The 23,142-nt window shown below is 69.6% G+C and carries 20 protein-coding genes and 1 pseudogene; 19 read left to right on the top strand and 2 right to left on the bottom strand.

The window, feature by feature from the left end; all coding sequences use genetic code 11:
- Nucleotides 1–223 precede the first annotated feature (223 nt).
- Nucleotides 224–2,083 (top strand): chloride channel protein, encoded by a 1,860-nt coding sequence (locus AC1DSZ_RS10810; RefSeq protein WP_476838365.1) that lies wholly within the window; start codon nucleotides 224–226, stop codon nucleotides 2,081–2,083.
- 117 nt (nucleotides 2,084–2,200) lie between these two features.
- Here the strand turns inward: AC1DSZ_RS10810 and AC1DSZ_RS10805 are convergent, their stop codons facing one another.
- On the bottom strand, nucleotides 2,201–2,380 hold the full coding sequence (locus AC1DSZ_RS10805; RefSeq protein ID WP_476838364.1) for a hypothetical protein: 180 nt from the start codon (nucleotides 2,378–2,380) through the stop codon (nucleotides 2,201–2,203).
- Here AC1DSZ_RS10805 and AC1DSZ_RS10800 point away from each other — a divergent pair.
- From AC1DSZ_RS10800 to AC1DSZ_RS10725, 16 genes and pseudogenes are all read left to right on the top strand, one after another.
- Entirely contained in the window at nucleotides 2,379–3,419 is a 1,041-nt protein-coding gene (locus AC1DSZ_RS10800; RefSeq protein WP_476838363.1) for a DUF2778 domain-containing protein, read from the top strand. The genes AC1DSZ_RS10805 and AC1DSZ_RS10800 overlap by 2 nt on opposite strands.
- Before the next feature lie 411 nt (nucleotides 3,420–3,830).
- Nucleotides 3,831–4,757: an AEC family transporter gene (locus tag AC1DSZ_RS10795; RefSeq protein ID WP_476838362.1), complete on the top strand. Its 927-nt coding sequence runs from the start codon at nucleotides 3,831–3,833 to the stop codon at nucleotides 4,755–4,757.
- A gap of 153 nt (nucleotides 4,758–4,910) precedes the next feature.
- Entirely contained in the window at nucleotides 4,911–6,056 is a 1,146-nt protein-coding gene (locus AC1DSZ_RS10790) for an ABC transporter substrate-binding protein (protein WP_476838361.1), read from the top strand.
- 196 nt (nucleotides 6,057–6,252) lie between these two features.
- The gene (locus tag AC1DSZ_RS10785) at nucleotides 6,253–7,128 is read left to right on the top strand and encodes a branched-chain amino acid ABC transporter permease (RefSeq protein ID WP_188517366.1); all 876 of its coding nucleotides are present in this window, start codon (nucleotides 6,253–6,255) and stop codon (nucleotides 7,126–7,128) included.
- Nucleotides 7,125–8,906, top strand: coding sequence for a branched-chain amino acid ABC transporter ATP-binding protein/permease (locus AC1DSZ_RS10780; protein ID WP_476838360.1), 1,782 nt, complete (start codon nucleotides 7,125–7,127; stop codon nucleotides 8,904–8,906). The genes AC1DSZ_RS10785 and AC1DSZ_RS10780 overlap by 4 nt, the downstream gene beginning before the upstream one ends.
- Nucleotides 8,893–9,642: an ABC transporter ATP-binding protein gene (locus tag AC1DSZ_RS10775; RefSeq protein ID WP_476838359.1), complete on the top strand. Its 750-nt coding sequence runs from the start codon at nucleotides 8,893–8,895 to the stop codon at nucleotides 9,640–9,642. The genes AC1DSZ_RS10780 and AC1DSZ_RS10775 overlap by 14 nt, the downstream gene beginning before the upstream one ends.
- Nucleotides 9,643–10,217: 575 nt before the next feature.
- Entirely contained in the window at nucleotides 10,218–11,519 is a 1,302-nt protein-coding gene (glyA, locus tag AC1DSZ_RS10770; RefSeq protein ID WP_476838358.1) for a serine hydroxymethyltransferase, read from the top strand.
- Nucleotides 11,520–11,719: 200 nt separating this feature from the next.
- Nucleotides 11,720–12,223 (top strand): transcriptional regulator NrdR, encoded by a 504-nt coding sequence (gene nrdR, locus AC1DSZ_RS10765; RefSeq protein WP_476838357.1) that lies wholly within the window; start codon nucleotides 11,720–11,722, stop codon nucleotides 12,221–12,223.
- Entirely contained in the window at nucleotides 12,220–13,362 is a 1,143-nt protein-coding gene (gene ribD, locus AC1DSZ_RS10760; protein WP_476838356.1) for a bifunctional diaminohydroxyphosphoribosylaminopyrimidine deaminase/5-amino-6-(5-phosphoribosylamino)uracil reductase RibD, read from the top strand. Before nrdR ends, ribD begins: the two co-directional genes overlap by 4 nt.
- Nucleotides 13,362–14,006 carry a riboflavin synthase gene (locus AC1DSZ_RS10755; protein ID WP_476838355.1) on the top strand — a complete coding sequence of 215 codons (645 nt, stop codon included), beginning with the start codon at nucleotides 13,362–13,364 and terminating at the stop codon, nucleotides 14,004–14,006. The genes ribD and AC1DSZ_RS10755 overlap by 1 nt, the downstream gene beginning before the upstream one ends.
- A 50-nt stretch (nucleotides 14,007–14,056) precedes the next feature.
- Complete coding sequence (gene ribH, locus AC1DSZ_RS10750) at nucleotides 14,057–14,554, top strand: 6,7-dimethyl-8-ribityllumazine synthase (RefSeq protein ID WP_476838354.1); 498 nt, start codon at nucleotides 14,057–14,059, stop codon at nucleotides 14,552–14,554.
- Nucleotides 14,555–14,558: 4 nt separating this feature from the next.
- Nucleotides 14,559–15,059 (top strand): transcription antitermination factor NusB, encoded by a 501-nt coding sequence (nusB, locus tag AC1DSZ_RS10745; protein ID WP_476838353.1) that lies wholly within the window; start codon nucleotides 14,559–14,561, stop codon nucleotides 15,057–15,059.
- A gap of 101 nt (nucleotides 15,060–15,160) precedes the next feature.
- Complete coding sequence (gene thiL, locus AC1DSZ_RS10740) at nucleotides 15,161–16,084, top strand: thiamine-phosphate kinase (protein WP_476838352.1); 924 nt, start codon at nucleotides 15,161–15,163, stop codon at nucleotides 16,082–16,084.
- A gap of 8 nt (nucleotides 16,085–16,092) precedes the next feature.
- Nucleotides 16,093–17,292 (top strand): MFS transporter, encoded by a 1,200-nt coding sequence (locus tag AC1DSZ_RS10735; RefSeq protein WP_476838351.1) that lies wholly within the window; start codon nucleotides 16,093–16,095, stop codon nucleotides 17,290–17,292.
- Nucleotides 17,293–17,428: 136 nt separating this feature from the next.
- A pseudogene (locus AC1DSZ_RS10730) lies at nucleotides 17,429–18,655 on the top strand (MFS transporter); the annotation flags it as partial.
- A 160-nt stretch (nucleotides 18,656–18,815) separates the two neighbouring features.
- Nucleotides 18,816–21,002: a sodium-translocating pyrophosphatase gene (locus tag AC1DSZ_RS10725; protein ID WP_476838350.1), complete on the top strand. Its 2,187-nt coding sequence runs from the start codon at nucleotides 18,816–18,818 to the stop codon at nucleotides 21,000–21,002.
- A gap of 367 nt (nucleotides 21,003–21,369) precedes the next feature.
- On the opposite strand, the gene AC1DSZ_RS10720 is transcribed toward AC1DSZ_RS10725, so the two are convergent.
- Entirely contained in the window at nucleotides 21,370–21,837 is a 468-nt protein-coding gene (locus AC1DSZ_RS10720) for an outer membrane protein assembly factor BamE (RefSeq protein ID WP_476838349.1), read from the bottom strand.
- Between the two features lie 178 nt (nucleotides 21,838–22,015).
- On the opposite strand from AC1DSZ_RS10720, the gene AC1DSZ_RS10715 reads away from it, so the two are divergent.
- Together AC1DSZ_RS10715 and AC1DSZ_RS10710 are read left to right on the top strand one after the other, a co-directional pair.
- A complete protein-coding gene (locus tag AC1DSZ_RS10715) occupies nucleotides 22,016–22,567 on the top strand; it encodes a ubiquinol-cytochrome C chaperone family protein (protein WP_476838348.1) in 552 nt (183 codons plus the stop codon).
- The gene (locus AC1DSZ_RS10710; RefSeq protein ID WP_476838347.1) at nucleotides 22,564–23,124 is read left to right on the top strand and encodes a YceD family protein; all 561 of its coding nucleotides are present in this window, start codon (nucleotides 22,564–22,566) and stop codon (nucleotides 23,122–23,124) included. Before AC1DSZ_RS10715 ends, AC1DSZ_RS10710 begins: the two co-directional genes overlap by 4 nt.
- The last annotated feature ends 18 nt before the right edge of the window (nucleotides 23,125–23,142 follow it).

The raw sequence follows: 23,142 nt of genomic DNA, 5'->3' as shown, positions 1-23,142 counted from the left end.
TACGGCCAATCCCGCAGGTCGCGAAGACGCTCGGGCGAAATTGCCGCCGGCGCTGGCGCCCGAGGCCGGACCCGCGGGCCGCCTCGGCCCGAAAGCGCGACGGCGTCGCACGCATCCCTGTTCCGTTTGAAGCGTTCGGGCAGGGCGGCGCGTTCGTGGTACGAACGGCGAGGCTTCGCGGTCGCGGCTAGGCGATCAATCTCGGCCGATCGGGACGGACGGCATGGCGGACAGCGGTTTTGGCGCGCTCTGGCGGGACGGCATGGACCGTCTGGGGAAGCGCGTGGGCCGTCGTACCCCGACGCCCGCGGCGGCCGGAACGGTCGCGACCTCGCGCTGGCGCCGGCTGTTTCGAAACCGCTCCGGAACGCCGCTGGCGCTTTTGGCCAGCGCCTGCCTGGTCGGGGTGGCGGCCGGCGCCTGCGTGTTCGCGGTTCATCATCTCGTGATCTGGGCGCAGCGGGCGGCGCTGGGCTTCGCGGCCGAGAACCGCGTCGCGGTGCCGGACCACACCGCGCCCTGGCGCGTCGGCGCGGCGCTGGTGGTTGGGGCCCTGCTGGTCTCGCTCGCCACCTGGCTCACTTCGCGCCTGTCCGACAGGCCGCCTTCCGACGCCGTGGAGGCGAACGCCCTGCATGGCGGCTACCTGACCTGGGAGGACGGGGTCGCGGTGGTGTTGCCCATTCTCCTGTCGGTGTCTTTCGGCGCGTCCGTGGGCGTCGAGGCCGCGGTGACGCAGACCGGCGCCGTGCTGGCTTCGGTGCTCGGCCGGCGGCTCAAGCTGCCGCGCTCGGACCTGCGGCTGCTCGTGGGAGCGGGGGCGGCGGCCGCCATTTCGGCCGCCTATCAGGCGCCCATCGCCGGCATGCTCTACGCCTTCGAACTCGTGCTCGGCACCTACAACAAGCGATCTCTGGCTCCCGTCGCGCTGGCGGCGATCTGCGGCTTCATGGCCGTGACGGCGCTGGATGGCGGCCCGAGGCCGTTCGTGATCCGGCAAACGGCCTCGGCCGTGTGGACGGACTACCCCGTCTCGGCCGTGATCGGCATCCTGGCCGCGCTGCTCGGCATCGCCGTCATGGTGCTTGTCGGCGGCGTCGAGCGCGCCCTGGCGCGGCTGACGAAATCCGAAACGATCAGGCGGGTCCTCGGCGCGCTCGGCCTGGCGTCGCTGGCTTTTCTCGCGCCCGGCATCCTGGGCAGCGGCCACGCGGCGATCGACGAGGCCGTGAACGGCGAGATCGTCGGACGCCTCGCGGTGGGGCTGCTCGGCGCCAAGGCGCTGGCGTCCGCGCTGAGCCTGGGCGCGGGCTTTCGCGGCGGCCTGTTCAGCGCCTCGCTGTTTATCGGCGCGCTACTGGGGCAGGGGGTGGCCTGGCTCTCGCAGCTGCTTCCCTATGTGCCGGTCGCGAACCCCACCCTGTGCGCGCTGGTCGGCATGGCGGCGCTGGGCGCCTGCATCATCGGCAGCCCGCTCGCGATGGCCTTTCTGGTGCTGGAGAGCACCGGCAACTACGAGGCGTCCCTCGTGGTGGCGCTCGGCGCCGTCTTGTCGTCGCTCGTCACCGACCGGCTGTTTGGCTACAGCTTCGCGACGTGGCGCTTCCAGCAGCGCGGCCTCGCGCTGGAGGGCGGCCACGACATCAGCCGGCTCACCACGGTGAGCATCGCCGAGCTGATCCGGCCGGCGAAATTCGTGCTCCCGGCCAGCGCCAGCCTGGAGCAGGTGGCGCGGGCCGTGTCGCACGCCGGCAACAAGGCCGTGGCCGTGCAGGACGACAAGGGCCGCCTGCTTGGCCTCGTGGATCCCGCGCTGGTCGAGGTCGTCGAGAACGAGCCCGACCTGCCTCTGGCGGCCGCCGACCTGATCGGCACGCCGGTGGTGCGGGTTTCGCCCACCGCGACACTGGCCGACGTGGTGGCGATCTTCGGCCAGGACGACCGCGGCGTGCTGCCCGTCGTGGACCCGCAAAAGCCCGATCGGCTGATCGGCGCGATCCGCTCGCGCGACGTGTTTCGGCTGTCCACCTCGGTGGCCGAACAGCAGCGCCGGGAGGATCTGGGCCTCGTCGCGCGCCGCTGAGCGCGTCCGTAGAATCCCAGTGCAACTTGCAGTCCGCATTTTTTTGAGGCAATGCTTCTGCGCTTCACGGCCGATTAACCATGCGCGCGCCTTATTGAGCACAGTTGAGTGACCCGCCTAGAGCTGGGCTTGTGCCAATCCACAGCGGGCTGTGCTTGAGAGAACGTAGCGTATGCGGTCCTTCTCTTCGCGTTCAAACGGCGTTGTTGCCCGGTCCAGCTCACGCCGCGGATTCAGTTCGGCCGCGGTGGTGGTTCTGTCCTGCATGACTGCGGGCGCGGCCGCCTGGGCGGTCATGACCGCGCCCGCTCCCGAAGCGCCGCTGACCACCAGCAACCGCTCGCCGGTTCGGGTGAACGGCCCGGCCTCGCCGCTGGCTTTCACGGCCAAGACCTTCGAGGATTCCTACGCGCTGGAGCCGAAAAACGGCTCGGCCACGCCCGCGGCCTTCACCGCCAAGGCGTTCGAGGTCGCCTACGCGCAGATGCAGCCCCTGATGGAGCCCGGCTTTTCGCTCGGCGTTCCGGCCAAGCCGCTGGCGCAGAGCGCCCCGATGCCCGCGAGCTTCGCTTGGGGCGCGGCGGAGCCGTCGCGCGCTCCCGCCATCGTTCTCGCTTCGGTTCCCGCGCCCGCGGTTGCGGACGCCGAGGACGACCCGGAGGATCCGGAAGCCGAGACCGTGATCGCCAAGGCCGCGCCGCTGCCGCTGCCGCGTCCCTCCGAGTTCCGGCTGCCCGTTCCAGGCGGGCCGCGCATCGCCATGGAGGCTCCGCGTCGGCGCGGCGTCCCGGCCGTCGCGCAGGCCGCCCCGGCCGACGACCGCAACTTCTTCGAGAAGCTCTTCGGCTCGCAGCCCAAGCAGAACAACGGCCCGCAGCTCGCCTATGCGGCCCCGCAGGACGAACTCCTGATGCGCGGCCCGCTACAGCGCGTGACGCCGGCCCCCAGCACGGCCACGGCCGGCACGGCCATCTACGACATCGCGTCCCGCACCGTGCACCTGCCCAGCGGCGAAAAGCTGGAGGCGCATTCGGGCCTGGGCGACCGCAAGGACGACATCCGCTACGTCCGCGAGCGGATGAAGGGCCCGACGCCGCCCCACACCTACGACCTGACGCTGCGCGAGACGCTTTTCCACGGGGTCCAGGCCATCCGCCTCACGCCCGTGGGCGGAACGGCCGCCATCTACGGCCGCGACGGCCTGCTGGCGCACACCTTCATGCTCGGACCAGGCGGTGACTCCAACGGCTGCGTCTCCATCCGCGACTACGACCGCTTCCTCCAGGCCTTCATGCGCGGCGAAATCAAGCGCCTCGTGGTGGTCGCGAGCCTCTAATTCTTTCCGTCGCCCAAACGCGCCCCCTCTCCCTGGAACAGGGAGAGGGCTGGGGTGAGGGCGGCGCCGCCTTGTTGAACCTCCGAGATCCTCGCCCAGCGGCCCTCACCCTGTACCTCTCCCCTGGCGGGGGAGAGGGGACGCGCGGCGCCATGGACCGTTCATTTATCCTTCAGCGCCCAAACGCGCGTCCTCTCCATGGAACAGGGAGAGGGCTGGGGTGAGGGCGCCGCCGCCTTGTTGAACCTCCGAGATCCCCGCCCAGCGGCCCTCACCCTGTCCCTCTTCCCTGGGGGGGAGAGTGGACGCTCAGCGCCGGCGCGCGGCTGCTGCGCCGTTTCGGCGCTCGACTGGCGCGCCCGATGGGTTAAACGGGCTTGGCCCGGCTGTGCGGGCGGCCGGCGCTCCCCCATGCTGCAGTTCCTGGCGACGAGCTCGCCCTTTTTCGCCGTGATCGCGGTCGGCGTCTGGGCAGCCCGGCGCGGGCTGTTCGCGCCCGAGGCCGTGAAGGTGCTGAACACCTTCGCGTTCATGATCGCGACGCCCGCCATGGTGGTTCGCGTGATGGCCCGCCAGCCCATCGCGGAGTTGTGGAACCCGGCCTATATCGGCGGCCTCGCGATCGTGGCCGTCGCGTTGCTCGGCGTCGGCCTGCAGGCCGCGCGGCGGGTCACGCGGCTGCCGTTTCCGGAATCGGTGTCGCGGGCGCAATGCCTGGTGGGCGGCAATTTCGCGTTCCTGGGCATTCCGCTCACCATCGCGTTTCTGGGCGAGCGCGCCGCCGCGCCGGTCGCGATGGGGCTGATCTGCGACACGGCCCTGGTGGTGCCGCTCTGCATCGGGCTGATCGAGGCGGGGAGGGGCGTCGGTTCCCCCGGCGCGATCGCGTGGCGGCTCGCCAAGGGCACGGTGCTGAACCCCTTCATGATGTCCATCATGGCGGGCGCGGGTTTGTCGCTGGCCGGGATCGCGCTGCCCGAGCCGGCCGATCGGTTCCTCGCCTTTCTGGGCGGGGCGGCGGCGCCGGCCGGCGTCTTCGCGCTCGGGCTCGCGCTGGCGCAATGGGTGCGGCCGGACCTGTGGCGGGTGGTTCCGCTGGCGCTGGCCAAGCTCGTGCTGCATCCGCTGGCGGTATTCCTGGCGTTGCGCGCGCTCGGGCTCGATCCGTTCTGGGTGAAGGCCGGCGTGCTCTATGCGGCCGTGCCGGTGGCCGCCAACGCCTTCGTGATCGCCGAGCGCTACGGCACCGGCGACCGGCCGGTGGCGGGTGCGATCCTGGTCTCCACCGTCCTGGCGACCCTGACGTTCCCGCTCGCCGCCTGGCTGGTTTCGGGCTGAGCGCAACCGCCGGCTGCGCAGATCCTGCCTAATCGGCAGTCAATCACCGTTATTTGCGCGAAACGGCGTGGACAAAGTTCCTGCCGCTATCCTCTAATGGATTCAATGCTGAATGACGCCGCGAGCAGACGGCGCATCACGGAGGAACTGTCCATGCAGGTGACCAGGCGCGTCTTCACGTCCGGATTGGCGATTGGCCTCGCGGCTCCCGCGGTGCTGCGGGGCGCAAGCGCCCAGGGCGGCACGATCAAGATCGGCCAGGTCGTGCCGATCACGGGCCCGGCGGCGGAAGCCGGCAAATACGCCATGGCGGGCGCCAAGCTCGCGCTCGAGAAGGTCAACAAGGCCGGCGGCGTGCTGGGCAAGCAGCTCGAGATCGTCACCGAGGACGACCAGACCACCAACCCCGGCGCGGTGCTGGCCTTCTCCAAGCTCGCCACCAACGCCGACATCTCGGCCTTCATCGGCTCCATCCGCTCCACGCAGATGCACGCCATGGCGCCGGACATCCTGAAGAACGCCAAGCCGACCATGTTCGGCGGCACCGACCCGACGCTCACCAAGCTCGGCAATCCCTGGCTGTTCCGCTGCCGGCCGAACGACGGCTATTCTGGCCGCGTGATCGCGACCTTTGGCCTCGATGAGCTGAAGCTCAAGAAGTGGGGCATCGTCCACTCCACCGACGCCTTCGGCACGAATGGCGCGAAGGCGCTGGCCGAGGCGCTCGAGAAGGCCGGCGTGAAGCCCGCCATCATCCAGGGCTACAGCAACCAGTCGCAGGACTTCACGCCCGTCGTGCTCGCCCTGAAGCAGGCCGGCATCGACGTGCTGGGCTCCTACTTCACCTTCGAGAACGACCTCGGCATCTTCGCCCGCCAGCTGCGCCAGCTCGGCGTCACCGCGCCGTGGGTGGGCTCGCCCTCCATCGTCAACGTGACGGCGCTGAAGCTCGCCGGCCCGGCGCTCTACAACACCTACGGCGTCGCCGACTACGCCGAGGATTCCAGCCCCGAGGCCAAGGCTTACGCCGACGCGTACCGGGCCGTCATGAAGGTGGATCCCGACAACCAGTCCTCCTGGTGCTACGACGCCGTGAGCCTGCTCGCGACCGCCATCAACAAGGCCGGCAAGACCGACCCGCAGGCCGTGCGCGAGGCCATGCTGTCCATCAAGGGCTACAAGGGCGCCGAGGGCGAGTACAACTTCGACCAGAACGGCGACGGCCTGCACGGCTACAACATCGTGCAGAACAAGAGCGGCAAGATCGCCTTCGCCAAGCATATCGAGTTCAACGACTGAGGTTTCCCTCCGCCGTCATCCCCGGCGGCGCGCAGCGCCGGGAAGGGGATCCAGCGCAGTCTCTCCGAAGAGGCCTGGATCCCCTTCCCCTCCGCGGCTGCGCCGCTCCGGCCGGGGATGACGGCGCGTTTGATCGAACGCTTTTCAAACGCGCGCTGCCTGCTGGTCTCCTGCCAGGCAGCTTCGAAAGGTCGTCATGGATCTCGTTCTGCAACTGCTCTTCACGGGCATCGGCATCGGCTCGGTCTACGCCCTCGTGGCGCTGGGCTTCGTGCTGATCTTCCGCGCCACCAACGTGGTGAACTTCGCCCAGGGCGAGTTCTCCATGGTGGCGGCCTTCCTGATGGTGATCTTCGCCGTGGACCTGGAGTGGCCCTACTGGCTCTCCTTCCTGCTGGCGCTGGCCGGAATGGCGCTCTACGGGGTGATCTTCAACCTCGGCGTCTACTACCCGCTGCGCCACCGCACCTACCTGCCGGTGATCATCTCCACCATAGGCGCCTCCATCCTGGTGGCCAACACCATGCTGGCGCTCTACGGCCCGCAGCCGCAGGTGCTGTCGCCCGTGTTCGAGACGCCCGGCTTCAATGTCGGCCCGGTCTACCTCGACAGCCAGTACCTGCTGATCATCGTCGTCACGATGGTGCTGGTGGCCTTCCAGTACTGGTTCTTCGAGCACACGCTGCTCGGCAAGAAGCTGCAGGCGACCTCGCAGGACAAGGAGATGGCCTCGCTGCTGGGCATCCCGGTCGCCACCATGATCATGATCACCTTCGTGTACAGCGCCGTGCTCGGCGGCCTCGCCGGCATCCTGGTCGCCCCCATCCTGTTCGTGTCGATCCAGATGGGCGGCACCATCGCGCTGAAGGCCTTCGCGGCCACGATCATCGGCGGCTTCGGCGACGTTGCGGGCGCGATCATCGGCGGGCTGGCGCTCGGCGTGATCGAGACCTTCGGGGCCGCCTACATCTCGGTGCCCTACAAGGATGGCTTTGCCTTCCTGGTTCTGGTGCTCTTCCTCGTGTTCAGGCCGCAGGGCCTCTTCGGCGAACGGGTGGCTGAAAAGGCATGACCAGCATCACGGACGCTCCTCCGGCGGTTCGCCGAACCGCCCCCATCGGCCTCCTCGGCTACATCGCGCTCGCCGCCGTGGTGGTCTACTACGCGGCCACGCACCCCTTCGACGGCTACATCACCAACATCCTCATGCAGGCCGCGACCTATTCGGTCGCCGTGATGGGGCTCACGGTGGTGCTCGGCCTCTGCGGCCAGATCAACCTCGCGCAGGCCGCCTTCTTCGGCCTTGGCGCCTATGCGGTCGGGCTCGGCACGGTCGACTACGGCCTGAACTTCTGGCTTTGCATCGGCATCGGCCTCGTGCTCGTGCTGGCGGCCGGCGCCTTCCTGGGCACCTCGACGCTGCGCCTCGGCGGGCACTATCTGGCGATGGTGACGATCAGCTTCCAGCAGATCGTCACGCTCGTAATGGTGAACTGGATCCCGGTCACGCACGGGCCGGACGGCGTGTCGCGCATCCCGCGCCCCGGCCTGTTCACCTCCGCGCAGGGCTACCTCGCGTTCTGCGTCACCGTTCTGGCCGTCGTCGGCTACATCGTCTGGCGCCTGCCGGCATCGCCGCTCGGCCGCGCCATGCGGGCGGTGCGCGACAACGAGCTCGCCGCCAGCGTGGCGGGCATCGACGTCCAGCGCACCAAGGTCACGGCCTTCGCGATCTGCGCCCTGCTGGGCGGGCTCGGCGGCGCGCTGTTCGCCGGCGGTTTCGCCTACGTGAGCCCGGACCAGTTCTCCTTCGCCGAGTCCATCGTGTTCCTCACCATGGTGCTGCTCGGCGGCGTCGCGTCGCCCATCGGCGCGGTGGTGGGCACCGGGCTCTTGATCCTGATCCCCGAATGGCTGCGCTTCCTGAAGGCGATCCCCGGCCTCTATCTGGCGATCTACGGCCTCGCCGTGATCCTGATCGTGCTGTTCATGCCGGACGGCATCTGGGGCTGGTTCTCGCAATGGACGCGTCGCTTCGGCAAAGCCGCCGTCGCCGCCGTTCCGGCCGCCGCCGCCGCCCTGGAGCTGCGCGGCTCGGTGGGCCACGACAACGAGGTGCTGCGCGTCGAGGGGCTGGCCAAGCATTTCGGTGGCCTCAAGGCGGTGGATGGCGTCAGCTTCACGGTGAAGCGCGGCAGCGTCCATGCGCTGATCGGGCCGAACGGCTCGGGCAAGACCACGACGCTGAACGTCCTCTCCGGCATCTACACGCCCACCGCCGGCAAGATGGTGCTGGACGGAACCGACGTCTCCAACCTGCCGCCGCACCGCCGCACCATCGCGGGGCTCGGCCGCACTTTCCAGAACATTCGGCTGTTCCGCTCCATGACGGCGGTCGAGAACGTGATCATCGGGGCCGAGCATCCCGGCAACCCGGTCGGCAAGGCGCATCACGCGCTGGACGCCCGGGCCCGCGCGGCGCTCGCCTTCGTCGGGCTGGGCGACCGGGCCGACGAGATGGTGACCTCGTTCAGCTATGGCCACCAGCGCCTGATCGAGATCGCCCGGGCGCTGGCCGGCAACCCGACGCTGCTGCTGCTGGACGAGCCGGCCGCCGGCCTGAACTCCACCGAGAAGGTGGAGCTCACCGGCCTCCTGAAGCGCATCGCCGCCAAGGGCCTCACCATCCTGATCATCGACCACGACATGACGCTGGTCAGCGACGTGGCCGAGCACATCACGGTGCTGAATTTCGGCCGCCGCATCGCCGATGGCGACCCCGTGTCGGTGCTCAACCACCCCGACGTCGTCACCGCCTATCTCGGGAGCGAGCCAGATGCCCCTCATTGAGTGCAAGGATCTGGTGGTCCGCTACGGCGAGATCGAGGCCCTTCACGGCCTGACGATCGCCGTGGAGGCCGGCGAGGTGGTGACGCTGCTGGGCGGCAACGGCGCCGGCAAGTCCACCACGCTGCGCAGCATCTCCGGGCTGGTGAAGCCCGTGTCGGGCGACATCCTGTTCGAGGGCCAGTCGATCCTCGGCGCCGGGCCGGAGGACATCGTCCGGCGCGGCATCGCGCATGTGCCGGAGGGGAGGCGGGTGTTTCCCGGCCTCTCCACCCGCGAGAACATCATGCTGGGCGCCTCCAACCGGAAGGGCCTCACCAAGGCGCAGATCCGCGCCGAGGCGGACGGCATGTTCGACCTCTTCCCGGACATCCGCCCCTTCGCGGACGCGCTCGGCTGGACGCTCTCGGGCGGCCAGCAGCAGATGGTCGCGGTGGCGCGCGGGCTGATGGCCAAGCCCAAGCTCCTTCTGCTGGACGAGCCCTCGCTCGGCCTCGCGCCCGTGATCGTCCAGAAGGTGTTCTCGATCATCGCCGAGATCCGCCGGCTCGGCACCACGGTGCTGCTCGTGGAGCAGAACGCCCGCATGGGCCTCTCGGTGGCCGACCGCGGCTACGTGCTGGAAACCGGCCGCCTCGTGCTCAGCGGCAAGCCCGCCGACCTCTGGGGCAACGAAGACATTCGCGCCGCCTACCTGGGCGGCCACGCCAGGGTGAAGGCCACGCTCCCGGCCGTGTGAATGCAATCCCCGCCGTCATTGCGAGCGCCAGCGAAGCAATCCAGCTGATGCCGGGCGCTACGCCCGGCGCCTGGATTGCTTCGCTTCGCTCGCAATGACGGGGAGGGTGTCACCGCCAGACAGCACGCTGCAGCTCCTGCTTTGCGAGCTCTCCCTCGTCATCCCCGGCGACCTGCGCAGCAGGTCGGGAAGGGGATCCAGAGCCGCCGCGCTCACCCCTGGATCCCCTTCCCGGCGCTTTGCGCCGCCGGGGATGACGGAGAGAGTGAGCATCGTCGGGGGCGTAGAAAACGGCGAACCGCTTCCGTCATTGCGAGCGCCAGCGAAGCAATCCAGCTGATGCCGGGCGCTACGCCCGGCGCCTGGATTGCTTCGCTCCGCTCGCAATGACGGGGAGGGGTGCCGGGGTTGTGCGCAGCGCCAACCTGCCCACTGGCCAATCTGGGGCGCAGTGGAGTATAGACCCCCCACATCTTGCGGATGCGACGCTCCATGTCGCTCGCCGGGATGCGCCGCGACGCCAAGCCGCCGATAACCGACCCGTCCAAACGCCCATGGGGCCGGAGACCCACCCGATGTCCAGCCAAGCGCGCCAGAGCCACATGTCGAACAGCTTCTTCGCCGCCTCCCTGGCGGATCGCGATCCCGAGATCGCGGACGCCATCGGCAAGGAACTCGGTCGGCAACGGGATGAGATCGAACTGATCGCCTCCGAGAACATCGTCTCGCGCGCCGTGCTGGAGGCGCAGGGCTCGGTGATGACCAACAAATACGCCGAGGGTTATCCGGGCCGGCGCTATTATGGCGGCTGCCAGTTCGTCGACATCGCCGAGACGCTGGCCATCCAGCGCGCCACGCGGCTGTTCGGCTGCAAGTTCGCCAACGTCCAGCCGAATTCCGGCTCGCAGGCCAACCAGGCCGTGTTCCTTGGCCTCATGAAGCCGGGCGACACCTTCATGGGCCTGGATCTGGCGGCCGGCGGCCATCTCACGCACGGCGCCGCGCCCAACATGTCGGGCAAGTGGTTCAACGTGGTGAGCTACGGCGTGCGGCCTGAAGACCAGATGGTCGACATGGACGCGGTGGAGCGCCTCGCCCAGGAGCACAAGCCCAAGATCATCATCGCGGGCGGCTCCGGCTACGCCCGCCATTGGGACTTCGCCCGCTTCCGCCAGATCTGCGACGCGGTCGGGGCCTATTTCATGGTCGACATCGCGCATTTCGCCGGTCTCGTGGCGGGCGGCGCGCATCCGTCGCCGTTTCCACACGCCCACGTCGTCACCTCCACGACGCACAAAACCCTGCGCGGCCCGCGCGGCGGCCTGATTCTCACGGATGACGAGGACATCGCCAAGAAAATGAACTCGGCCGTGTTCCCCGGCCTGCAGGGCGGCCCGCTGATGCACGTGATCGCCGCCAAGGCGGTGGCGTTCAACGAGGCGCTGGCGCCCGAGTTCAAGCTCTACGCCCGCGCGGTGGTGGACAACGCCAAGGTGCTGGCCGACACGATCAGGATCGCCGGCTACGACATCGTCACGGGCGGCACCGACAACCACCTGATGCTGGTCGACCTGCGGCCCAAGAGCCTCACCGGCAAGGCCGCCGAAGCTTCGCTCGGCCGCGCCCACATCACCTGCAACAAGAACGGCGTGCCGTTCGACACCGCCAAGCCGACCATCACGTCGGGCATCCGCCTCGGCACGCCCGCCGCCACCTCGCGCGGCTTCGGCATCGCCGAGTTTAAGCGCGTCGGCGAGCTGGTGGTCGAGACGCTGGATGGGCTGGCCAAGAACGGCGAGGAGAACAACGCCGGCGTGGAGGAGGCCTTGAAGGCCAAGGTCACCGAGCTGACGCGGCGGTTCCCGATCTACGCGTGAGGCTTCAAGCCTGAATTTCTCCCCGTCATCCCCGGCGACCTGCGCAGCAGGTCGGGAAGGGGATCCAGGAGTGAGCGCCTCGGCCCTGGATCCCCTTCCCGGCGCTCCGCGCCGCCGGGGATGACGGCGCCGCTGCACAATGTCTCCTCAGGATCAGGGTATCCTGGGGCGTGAAGTAAACAGGTCAGGACACCAAGCCCGTGCGCTGCCCCTACTGCTCCAGCCTCGACACGCAGGTGAAGGACTCGCGCCCGACGGACGACAGCTCCGCGATCCGGCGCCGGCGCGTGTGCCCGGATTGCGGCGGGCGGTTCACGACCTTCGAGCGGGTGCAGTTGCGCGAGCTCATGGTGGTGAAGCGCTCGGGACGGCGCATCCCGTTTGATCGCGACAAGCTGGTGCGCTCGCTCGAGATCGCGCTGCGCAAGCGGCCGGTGGAGCCCGAGAGGGTAGAGCGCATGATCAACGGCATCGTGCGCCAGCTTGAAAGCCTCGGCGACGGCGAGATCCCGAGCGCCACCATCGGCGAGCTCGTGATGGAGGGCCTGAAGGCGCTCGACGACGTCGCGTATGTGCGCTTCGCCTCCGTGTACAAGGATTTTCGCGAAGCCAGGGACTTCGAGGAGTTGCTGGGCGAACTCTCCGGGCCGGACGAGGCCGCGACGCCGCCGCGCGCAAAGGCGAGCGCGCGCGAGCCGTCATGAGCCTCGCGACGGCCGACAAAGCCGCCACCGACGACGTCGCCACCATGCGGATCGCGCTGGCGCTGGCGCGGCGCGGGCTGGGAAACACCTGGCCGAACCCCGCCGTCGGCGCGGTGGTGTGGAGGCCCGGCCCGCAAGGGCCCATCATCCTTGGGCGCGGCTGGACGCAGCCGGGCGGCAGGCCGCACGCGGAACCCGTCGCGCTGGCGCAGGCCGGCGAGGCGGCGCGCGGCGCGACGCTCTCGGTGACGCTGGAGCCGTGCTCCCATTTCGGCAAGACCGGGCCGTGCAGCCACGCCATCATCGAGGCCGGGATCGCCCGCGTGGTGTCGGCGATCGAGGATCCCGATCCGCGCGTCAACGGCCGCGGCCACATCATGATGCGGGCGCACGGCATTGACGTCGCGGTCGGCGTGCTCGGCCGCGAGGCGCGCTGGGGCAATCGCGGCTTCATCAAGCGCATGGTCGAGGGCCGGCCCATGGTGACGGCGAAGCTCGCGCAGACGACCGATGGCTTCGCGGGCGCGGCGGACGGGCCGCGGCTCATGATCACCGGGCCGGAGGCGCAGGCGCGCGCCCACATGCTGCGGGCGCAGCACGACGCCATTCTGGTCGGCGTCGGCACCGTGCTGGCGGATGATCCGCTGCTCACCTGCCGGCTGCCGGGGCTGGAAGGGCGCTCGCCCGTCCGGGTGGTGCTCGACACCGATCTGCGGACGCCGCCGACGAGCGTGCTCGCCCGGACCGCGCGCGAGGTCCCGACCTGGGTGGTCGCCGCCGCCGACGCGCCGGCCGGTCGCGAGGCCGCGCTGGCGGCAGCCGGCGTGACGGTGCTGCGCGTTCCCCGCGCTGCGAAAGGGCAGGGGCTTGATCTGCTCGCCGCGCTGGGGGCAATCGCCGCGCAGGGCGTCACGCGCGTCCTGTGCGAGGGTGGGCCGACGCTGGCCGACGCCCTCGCGGCGGTCGGGCAGGTCGACGCGCTGGAGCTGCTCACCGGGCCCGAGCCGCTCGGCAGACCGGGCCTGCCGGCGATCGGCCCCTCGCTGGCGCGTTTCATCGATCATGATCCCCATGTGGAGCGGACCGCGCCGGTCCCGCTCGGCCGGGATCTCTGGCAAAGCTTCGCAAGGAGACGCTGATGTTCACCGGAATCGTCACGGACGTGGGCGAACTCGTCGCCGTGGAGGATCACCAGGGCTCGCTGAAGCGCCTGCGCGTCCATTCCGCCTATGACGCCGCCACCATCGAGATGGGCGCCTCCATCGCGACCGGCGGGCCCTGCCTCACCGTCACGGGGTTCGGCCCGCGGCCGGAGGGCGGCTGCTGGTACACGGTGGACGCCGCCGCCGAAACGCTGGCGCGCACCACCGTGGGCGCATGGCAGGTCGGCCGCCGGCTCAACCTGGAGCGCTCGCTGAAGATCGGCGACGAACTCGGCGGGCATCTCGTCTCCGGCCACGTCGACGGCGTCGCCGAGATCGTGGCGCGCGACGACGTGACCTCGGAGGAGGGCGGCGCCTGGGGGCCGACGGCCCGCTTTACGCTGCGCGCGCCCAAGGGCCTCGCCAAGTTCATCGCCGAGAAGGGCTCGGTGGCGCTGGATGGCGTGTCGCTCACGGTGAACAGCGTGGAGCGCGACCTCTTCACCGTGTTCCTGATCCCGCACACGCTGGAGGTGACCACGCTGGGCGGCTGGAAGGCGGGCGACAAGATCAACCTGGAGGTCGACCAGATGGCCCGCTACGCCGCGCGGCTTGCAGAAGCGCGCGAGCAGGGCTACTGACAGCCGCTCCCGCGACGACCGATCCCGCGAAGATTTGCCGAGTTCCGCCCATGGCCGCTCCCCGCCCAGCCCGCGCCACGCATGACGGCGTGCCCACCAAGGGCCGCCTCCTGATCGTGGAGGCGCGCTTCTACGACGATCTCGCCGACGAACTCCTGGCCGGCGCCAAGGGCGTGGCCGAGGCCGAGCAGGCGGACGTGACGGTGCTCACCGTGCCGGGCGCGCTGGAGATCCCCGCCACGATCGCGATCGCGCTGGACGCCGCCGAGGCGGCCGGCCAGCCCTTCGACGCTGTGGTGGCGCTCGGCTGCGTGATCCGCGGCGAGACCGGCCACTACGACATCGTGGCGGGCGAGAGCTCCCGCGCCCTGATGGACCTTTCCGTGCAGCGCCGCATCCCGCTGGGCAACGGCATCCTGACGGTGGAGAACGACGCGCAGGCCTGGGCGCGCGCCCGGGTCGCCGAGATGAACAAGGGCGGCGGCGCCGCCGAAGCGGCTCTCGCCGTGCTCCGTATCAAGCGCCGCCTCGCGGCGGGAAGGATCTGACCGAATGGCCAAGGGCGAGAACCGGGGCGATAACCGCGGCGACAAACGCGAAAAGCGCTCCGCCGCCAGGCTCGCGGCCGTGCAGACGCTCTACGAGATGGAGCTGTCCGGCAAGGGCGTGCTCGACGCTGTGGCCGAGTTCGAGGCCTACTGGATGGGTCGCGAGATCGAGGACATGGAGTTCAAGCCCGCCGACGCCGGCTTCTTCCGCGAGATCGTGTCCGGCGTGGTGGAAGACCAGCGGCTCGTGGACCAGAAGGTCGACGCCGCGCTGGCCAAGGGCTGGCCGCTGAAGCGCATCGAGGCCGTGCTGCGCGCCATCCTGCGTGCTGGCGCCTACGAGCTCATCCGCCGCCAGGATGTGCCGGCGCGGGTCGCCATCACCGAATATGTCGACGTCGCGAACGCGTTCTACGACGGCGACGAGGCCGGCATGGTCAATGGCGTGCTCGACACCATCGCGCGCGACGTGCGCGGCGACGAGCTGACCAAGCAGCGGGCCTGAGCGGCCAAGAGCGACGGCGGGAGGTTGGCATCACGTCCCATCGGCCGTCCGAAGACGAACTGATCGCGAAGTACTTTCGGCCCATGGCCGGGGAGGGCGGCATGGCCCTCCTGGACGACGCCGCGCGCCTGCCCGGCGAGATGGGGCGCGACCTCGTGCTCAAGGTCGACGCCATCGTGGCGGGCGTCCACTTCTTCGCCGACGACCCACCGGCCGACATCGCCTGGAAAGCGCTGGCCGTGAACCTGTCCGACCTCGCCGCCAAGGGCGCCGCCCCGCGCGGCTTTCTCCTCGCGCTCGCGCTGCCGCCCGACTGGACGGAGGATTGGCTGGCCGCCTTCAGCCGCGGCCTGCAGGCCGGCGCCGACGCGACCGGCTGCCCGCTGCTGGGCGGCGACACCGTGAAGACGCCGGGCCCGCTCACCATCTCGGTGACGGCGCTGGGCTCCGTCCCGGCCGGCCGCATGCCGGTGCGCATGGCCGCCCGGCCGGGCGACGCCATTTTGGTGTCCGGCACGATCGGCGACGCCGCGCTCGGCTTGGCGCTGCGGCTCGACCCGCACGCTCCCTGGGCGAGCGCGCTCGACACCCCCGGCCGCGCCCATTTGCTGGACCGCTACCTGCGCCCGCAGCCGCGGCTGGCGCTGGCCCCGGCGCTGCTCGCCCATGCGCGCGCCGCCATGGACGTCTCGGACGGGCTCGTCGGCGACCTCCGCAAGATGCTGAAGGCCTCCGGCCTCGGCGGCCGCCTCGCGCTCGACGCCGTGCCGCTCTCGCCGCCCGCCACGGCGGCGGTGGCGCGGGAGCCGGCGCTGCTGGAGCGCGCCGTCACGGGCGGCGACGATTACGAGATCCTGTGCACGGTCGCGGACACGGACGTGGACGCGTTTCGCGCCCACGCGGCCGCGCTCGGCGTGCCGATGACGCCGATCGGCGAAGTCGTCGCATCCCCGGCCGCGGAGCTTCTTCTCAGCCGCGACGGCGCCCCTGTGAGCCTCGCCCAGGGCTCGTTCAGCCACTTTTGAAAGCCCCCATGCACGCCCCGCTCATCGACGACCGCCTCGCCCGGCGCAACGCGCTGATCCTCGCCATCGCGCAAGCGCTGGCCGGCGCCAATGCGACCGTGATCTTCGCCACCGGGGCGATCATCGGCGCGCAGCTCGCGCCCGATCCCGCCTACGCGACGGTGCCGATCTCCATCTTCGTGCTCGGCATGGCGTCCGGCACGCTGCCGGTGGGCGCCATCGCGCGCCGCTACGGTCGCCGCGCGGCGTTCATGACCGGCGCAGGCGCTGGTGCGCTGACCGGCCTGCTCGCCTGCCTGGCGATCCTGCAGGGGTCCTTCGCGCTGTTTTCGCTCGCGACATTCTTTGGCGGCTTCTACGCCGCCGTGGCGCAATCCTTCCGCTTCGCGGCGGCCGACACCGCAAGCCCGGGCTTCCGGCCGCGCGCGATTTCATACGTGATGGCGGGCGGCGTCGTGGCGGGCGTCTTCGGCCCGCAGCTGATCCAGTTCACCATGGATTCCTGGCCGCCCTACGTGTTCGCGGCGAGCTATCTCGCCCAGGCGGTTGTCGCCATGGTGGCCATGGCGGTGCTGTCGCGGGTCCGCATTCCCTTGCCGCCTCGTGGTCCGGACGGGGGAGGGGGCGCCCGGCCGCTGGCCGTGATAGTGCGCCAGCCGCGCTTCATCGTGGCGGCGCTCTGCGGCGTCATCAGCTACGCGCTGATGAACCTCGTGATGACATCAGCGCCGCTCGCGATGCGCATGTGCGGCCATCCGCTGTCGGACTCCAACCTCGCCATCCAGTGGCACGTCATCGCGATGTACGGGCCGAGCTTCTTCACCGGCTCGCTGATCGCCCGCTTCGGCGCGCCGCGTGTCATCGCGACCGGACTGGTGCTGCTCTGCGGCGCCGGGCTGGTCGACATCTCCGGCGTCACCGTGGCGCATTTCTGGACGGGCCTGATCCTGCTCGGGCTTGGCTGGAACTTCGGCTTCATTGGCGCTTCGGCGCTGGTCACCGAAAGCTGCGAGCCCGCCGAGCGCACGCGCGTGCAGGCCTTCAACGACTTCCTGGTCTTCGGCACGATGGCGATCGGCTCGTTCTCGTCCGGCCACATCCTGGCGACCGCCGGCTGGGCCGCCGTGAACCAGGTGGTGTTCCTGCCGGCGCTTCTCGGGCTGGGGCTGTTGGCCTGGAGAGGAATGCGGCCGCGAATGGCCACGTAATCTCAATTGACGAGCAAGAATACTTTCATTCTCGATGAAATTCGATTGAGCCGCACAAATAAATACAATCTTCGCGAGTAAAGTTTGCGGATCGCCCCCTCTTCTGTGACTTGCTTCACAGAAGAGGCGGGCCACGCCGGTCCAGCATGACGGCGTGTCACCGCGTGAACTCATAGGCGACGGCCTCGCCCGTCGAAACGCCCTGGCGTTGTCGGTCACCCAGGCGTTTTCGGGCGCGGCGATCACGGTGCTGTTTGCGACCGGCGCCATCGTGGGGGCCACTCTTGCGCCGGAGCCCGCCTGGGCCACCGCGACCATCTCGATCTTCGTGGTCGGCATGGCGCTCAGCACGGTGCCGGTCGGGGCGATCTCGCGGCGGTGGGGACGCCGGCCGGCCCTGCTGCTCGGAACGACCCTTGGCGTCCTCTCCGGCGCTCTGGCGAGCTACGCCATCGTGGCGGCGTCGTTCGAACTGTTTCTGCTGGCCTGCTTCCTGAACGGCTTTCACGCCGCCGTGTCGCTCACGTATCGGTTCGCCGCCACCGACGGGGCGACGGATGCGTTCCGCCCGAAGGCCATCTCGTATGTGCTGGTGGCCGGCGTGGCGTCCGCGATTCTCGGGCCCCAGGCCGTCCAGCACAGCTTCGACCTTGGCCCCGCGCCCTATGTGGCGAGCTATCTCGCGCAGGGCGCGCTGGCGTTGCTCGCGCTCGTGGCGGTCGCGTTCTTCCGGGCGCCTCTGGCTGCGACGCCGTCAGGCGCGCCGCCCACGCCCGCCTCGGCGCTGCTGCGGCGGCCGCCGTATCTCCTGGCGGTGTTCTGCGGTTTGGTGGCCTACACGGTGATGAACATGGTGATGACGGCAGCGCCGCTCGCAATGACGCTCTGCGGCCACTCCAACGCGGACGCGAACCTCGGCATCCAGTGGCATGTGCTCGGCATGTATGCGCCGAGCTTCGTGTCGGGCGCGATGGTCAGTCGCTTCGGCGCGCGCCGGATGATCCTGGCCGGTCTCGCCTTGCTGGGTTTCGCCATCGTGGTGAATCTGGGCGGTATCGAACTCTGGCGGTTCTGGCTCGGCCTCGCGGTGCTCGGCGTCGGCTGGAACTTCGCCTTTGTGGGCGCGACCACGCTCGTAGTCGAAAGCCTCGCCCCCGAGGAGCGCACCCGCGGGCAGTCCCTGAACGATTTCATCATCTTCGGCGCCATGGCGGCCGGCTCGCTGTTTTCCGGCGGCCTGCTCGCGTCGGGCGGGTGGAGCATCGTCAACATGGTTGTGGCCCCGGCGTTGCTCGCGGCTTTGGCGGCCTTGTTCAGCAGGGCCGCGGCCCCGCGAGCGCGCCGCGATGGTGCGACGCGGTGAAACCGGCCGAAATCCCTGAACTCAGGCGAAAGTCCGTTTGCGTCCGTCTCGCGTTTTTGCAACGCTTGCGCCGCGTCCTGCATGGGGCGCGCAATGATGACGGCCCGTCCGCCACCCGTGGAACAGGGCTGCACCGCGTGGGAACTGCAAGGACGGCACAATGACTTTAGCGTTGATCATCATTGGCGGCCTATTGGCGGTCGTCTATGGGGTGTGGGCGAGCGCCGACGTAAATCGTCGCGACGCCGGCACCCAGCGGATGCAGGAAATCGCGGCCGCCATCCGGGAAGGCGCACAGGCCTACCTGAAGCGGCAATACACCACCATCGGCATGGTGGGCGTCGTCCTCTTCGTCATCATTGCGTGGCTGCTCGGCCTCAAGGTGGCCATCGGCTTCCTGATCGGCGCGGTGCTGTCGGGCGCGGCCGGCTTCATCGGCATGAACGTGTCGGTGCGCGCCAATGTCCGCACCGCCCAGGCGGCTTCGGTCTCGCTCGCGGCCGGCCTCGACGTCGCCTTCAAGGCGGGCGCGGTCACCGGCATGCTGGTGGCGGGCCTCGCGCTGCTCGGGGTGGCCGTCTACTACACCATCCTGATCGGCCCCATGGGCCTGTCGATCAACGATCCGGCCCAACTGCGCGTCATCATCGACTCGCTGGTCGCGCTCGGCTTCGGCGCCTCGCTGATCTCCATCTTCGCCCGCCTCGGCGGCGGCATCTTCACCAAGGGCGCTGACGTCGGCGCCGACCTCGTCGGCAAGGTCGAGGCCGGCATTCCGGAAGACGACCCGCGCAACCCCGCCACCATCGCGGACAATGTCGGCGACAATGTCGGCGACTGCGCCGGCATGGCGGCCGACCTGTTCGAGACCTACGCGGTGACGGTGGTCGCCACCATGGTGCTCGCCGCTATCTTCTTCGCCGGCCAGCCCGTGCTCAGCGCCACGATCCTGTACCCGCTCGCGATCTGCGCGGTGTGCATCGTCACCTCCATCGTCGGCACCTTTATGGTGAAGCTCGGCAGCGACAACTCCATCATGGGCGCACTCTACAAGGGCCTGTGGGCGAGCACGCTGCTTTCCGTCGTCGGCCTCGCGATTGCGACCTGGGGCACGGTGGGTTTCGGCGACATCGGCACCGTCAAGGCCATGGGCGGCGACATCGTGGTCAACGGCACGCGCCTGCTGATCTGCGGCGTCGTCGGCCTCGTCGTCACGGGCCTGATCGTCTGGATCACCGAGTACTACACCGGCACCGGCAAGCGCCCGGTGGTGTCGATCGCCCAGGCGTCGGTCACCGGCCACGGCACCAACGTCATCCAGGGCCTCGCGGTCTCGCTGGAGTCGACGGCGCTGCCCGCCATGGTGATCGTCGGCGGCATCATCTCGACCTTCCAGCTCGCCGGCCTCTACGGCACCGCCATCGCGGTCACGACCATGCTCGGCCTCGCCGGCATGATCGTCGCGCTGGACGCCTTCGGCCCCGTCACCGACAACGCCGGCGGCATCGCCGAGATGGCGGGCCTGCCCAAGGAAGTGCGTCACTCCACCGACGCGCTGGACGCCGTGGGCAACACCACCAAGGCGGTCACCAAGGGCTACGCCATCGGCTCGGCCGGCCTCGGCGCGCTCGTGCTGTTCGCGGCCTACAGCTACGACCTGCAATACTTCATCGGCGAGGCGAACAAGGCAGGCTCCACCCTGTTCCCCTACTTCAAGGGCGTCGGCCAGGTCTCGTTCGACCTGTCGAACCCCTATGTGGTGGCGGGCCTGATCTTCGGCGGGCTCATCCCCTACCTCTTCGGCGGCATCGCGATGACGGCCGTCGGCCGCGCCGCGGGATCGGTCGTCGAGGAGGTGCGCCGGCAATTCAAGGAGAAGCCCGGCATCATGCAGGGCACCGAGAAGCCGGACTACGCCCGCGCGGTGGACATGCTCACAAAGGCGGCGATCAAGGAGATGATCATCCCTTCGCTGCTGCCCGTGCTCGCCCCGCTGGTCGCCTATTTCGGCGTGCTGGCGCTGTCGGGCTCCAAGGCCTCGGCCTTCGCGGCGCTCGGCGCCTCGCTGCTGGGCGTGATCGTGAACGGCCTCTTCGTCGCCATCTCGATGACGTCGGGCGGCGGCGCCTGGGACAACGCCAAGAAGTCCTTCGAGGACGGCTTCATCGACAAGGACGGCGTGAAGCACCTGAAGGGCAGCGACGCGCACAAGGCCTCGGTCACGGGCGACACAGTCGGCGACCCCTACAAGGACACCGCCGGCCCGGCCGTGAACCCGGCCATCAAGATCACCAACATCGTGGCCCTGCTGCTGCTGGCGATCCTCGCCCATATCGGCGCGGCCTGATCCGCACCGCCGTCCCGCTCCGCGGGACGGCGTTTCGATAGTGGCGCTTTGAACGTAGCGCTTCCAGAGTGGGATGGCGTTCCTCAACGCCCCTCATCCTGAGGAGCAGGCCCCCTCGGGCCTGCGTCTCGAAGGACGAGGGGATCCAGGAGCCTCGAAGTCAGTCGCGAACTGGAGTCCCTCGTCCTTCGAGACGCATCGCCGGGAGGCGACGCTCCTCAGGATGAGGGTATCGAGGGTGAGCGGCCGGAGACTTCACGCGAGCCCCCACAAGCATAGCCAACAAAATAGCCCGCGGTTCGCCGCGGGCTTCGTCGTTTCTGGCGGGAGGAAGGCGCTCGCCGGGCCGTGCGGCCGGGCAGGGGCCTCAGATCACGCCCTGGCCCGTGGCGCGCAGGAGCTGGCGCACGACCGAGAGCTCGTTGCCGCCTGTGGGCGTCGTGCGGCTGATGAAGTCGAACACGACGCCGTCCTGCAGGCCATAGGAGGCGATCTTCTCCACCCGCATGCCCTTGTTGAAGTTGATGGCCAGCACGCGCTGGTCGATCACGGTCGGGTTCATGAACTGCAGCGGGCGCGAGGTCTTCTGGCTGATGTAGTACCAGGTCTGGTTGCCGACCGTGGACACCGTTGAAGGCGAGCCCATGGTGGACAGCACCTTCTGGGCGTCCGTGCCGACACGCACCTCGTTCAGGAGCTTTTCGTCCAGAACATAGCCGCGTGTCTGCGGCTCGGTGTTGCAGGCGGAAAGGCCGACCGCGAGCGCGGCGCCGAAAGCGGCGCGCAGCGTCCATGCGGCGAAGAGGGACCTTTCCGACAACTTGTGAAGCGCCATGTAATCACTCCAGGAAGCCGCCCGTTCGGGCCGGTGAGAGGTGGGGATCGGCTCGCGCCGACGATTTCTCTTGCCGGAACCGGCCGGGATGCCGTAACCCGCGTCCGACCGAATTGCAAGGAGCGCCGCGGCGGGCCCCTGGAGCAACGCGACCTCTCCCGCCGCGGGAACTGCGCACATGATCTTGGGCCTTTTCAGGCGACGCGATCCCAACGCCGACATCGTCGATCGCCTCTACGCCGCCGTCGCGCAGGCTTCGCGCGCGCCGGCCCTGTATCGCGAAGGCGCCGTGCCCGACACCGTGGACGGCCGCTTCGATCTCCTGGTGATCCATGCATTCGTGGTGCTGCGGCGGCTGAAGACCCTGCCGGAGCCCGGCCCCGACCTGGCGCAGGACCTGGTGGACGCCACCTTCAAGCATCTCGACCACGCGCTGCGCGAGCTCGGCGTCGGCGACGTCGTGGTGCCCAAGCGCATGAAGACCCTGGCGAGCGCGTTCTATGGCCGCGCCAAGGCCTATGAGGACGCGCTGGGCGGCGCCGAGCCGCTCGAGGACGCCCTGCTGCGCAACGTCTACGCCAAGGCTCCCGAGCGCGCCCCGCAGGCCGCCGCGCTCGCCGCTTACCTGCGCGCTTCCGTGGCGGCGTTCGACGCCGCCAGCTTCGAGACCATCGCGAGCGCGACGCTGCCGTTCCCGCAGCCTGATCCGTTTTTCAAAGGCGCGCCATGAGACAGCCCCAAACCACGACCCTGCCGCCGGGCCCGCCGCCGCTTCTGTCGCGGCCCTTCGACGTCAACACCATCAAGGCCGGCGGCTCGGACGTCGTCGTGGTCGCGACCGAGGCCGAGCGGGCCGCGCTGGCGCAGGAGTACAAGCTCGTCGGCGTCGACCGGCTGGAAGGCCGGTTCAAGGTCTCGGGCCGCGGCCGCACCGTGACGGTGAAAGGCATGGTGACGGGCGACATCCGCCAGACCTGCGTCGTCACGCTGGAGGAGTTCCCCTCGGCGGTGTCCGAGGAGGTCGACCTCAAATACTCCGAGGACGTGCCCGAGCCGCGCGCCCAGGAGGGCGACGAGGAGCGCTCCTCCGAGATGATCGACGCGCCTGATCCCATCATCAACGGCAAGATCGATCTCGGCGCGCTCACGGCCGAGTTCCTGGCGCTCGGGCTCGATCCCTATCCGCGCAAGCCCGGCGTCGAGACCTTCGCGCACGAGGAGGACGTCGGGCCGGCCGACTCGCCCTTCGCGGCGCTCGCGGCCGCCAAGCGGGACGACCCGTCTTGAGCCGCCGCGCGGGAGTCG

The sequence above is a fragment of the Alsobacter sp. P4_H11 genome (assembly GCF_056400925.1).
Note: the sequence above shows the minus strand (reverse complement) of the source record. Positions and strands in the feature narration are given on the sequence as shown.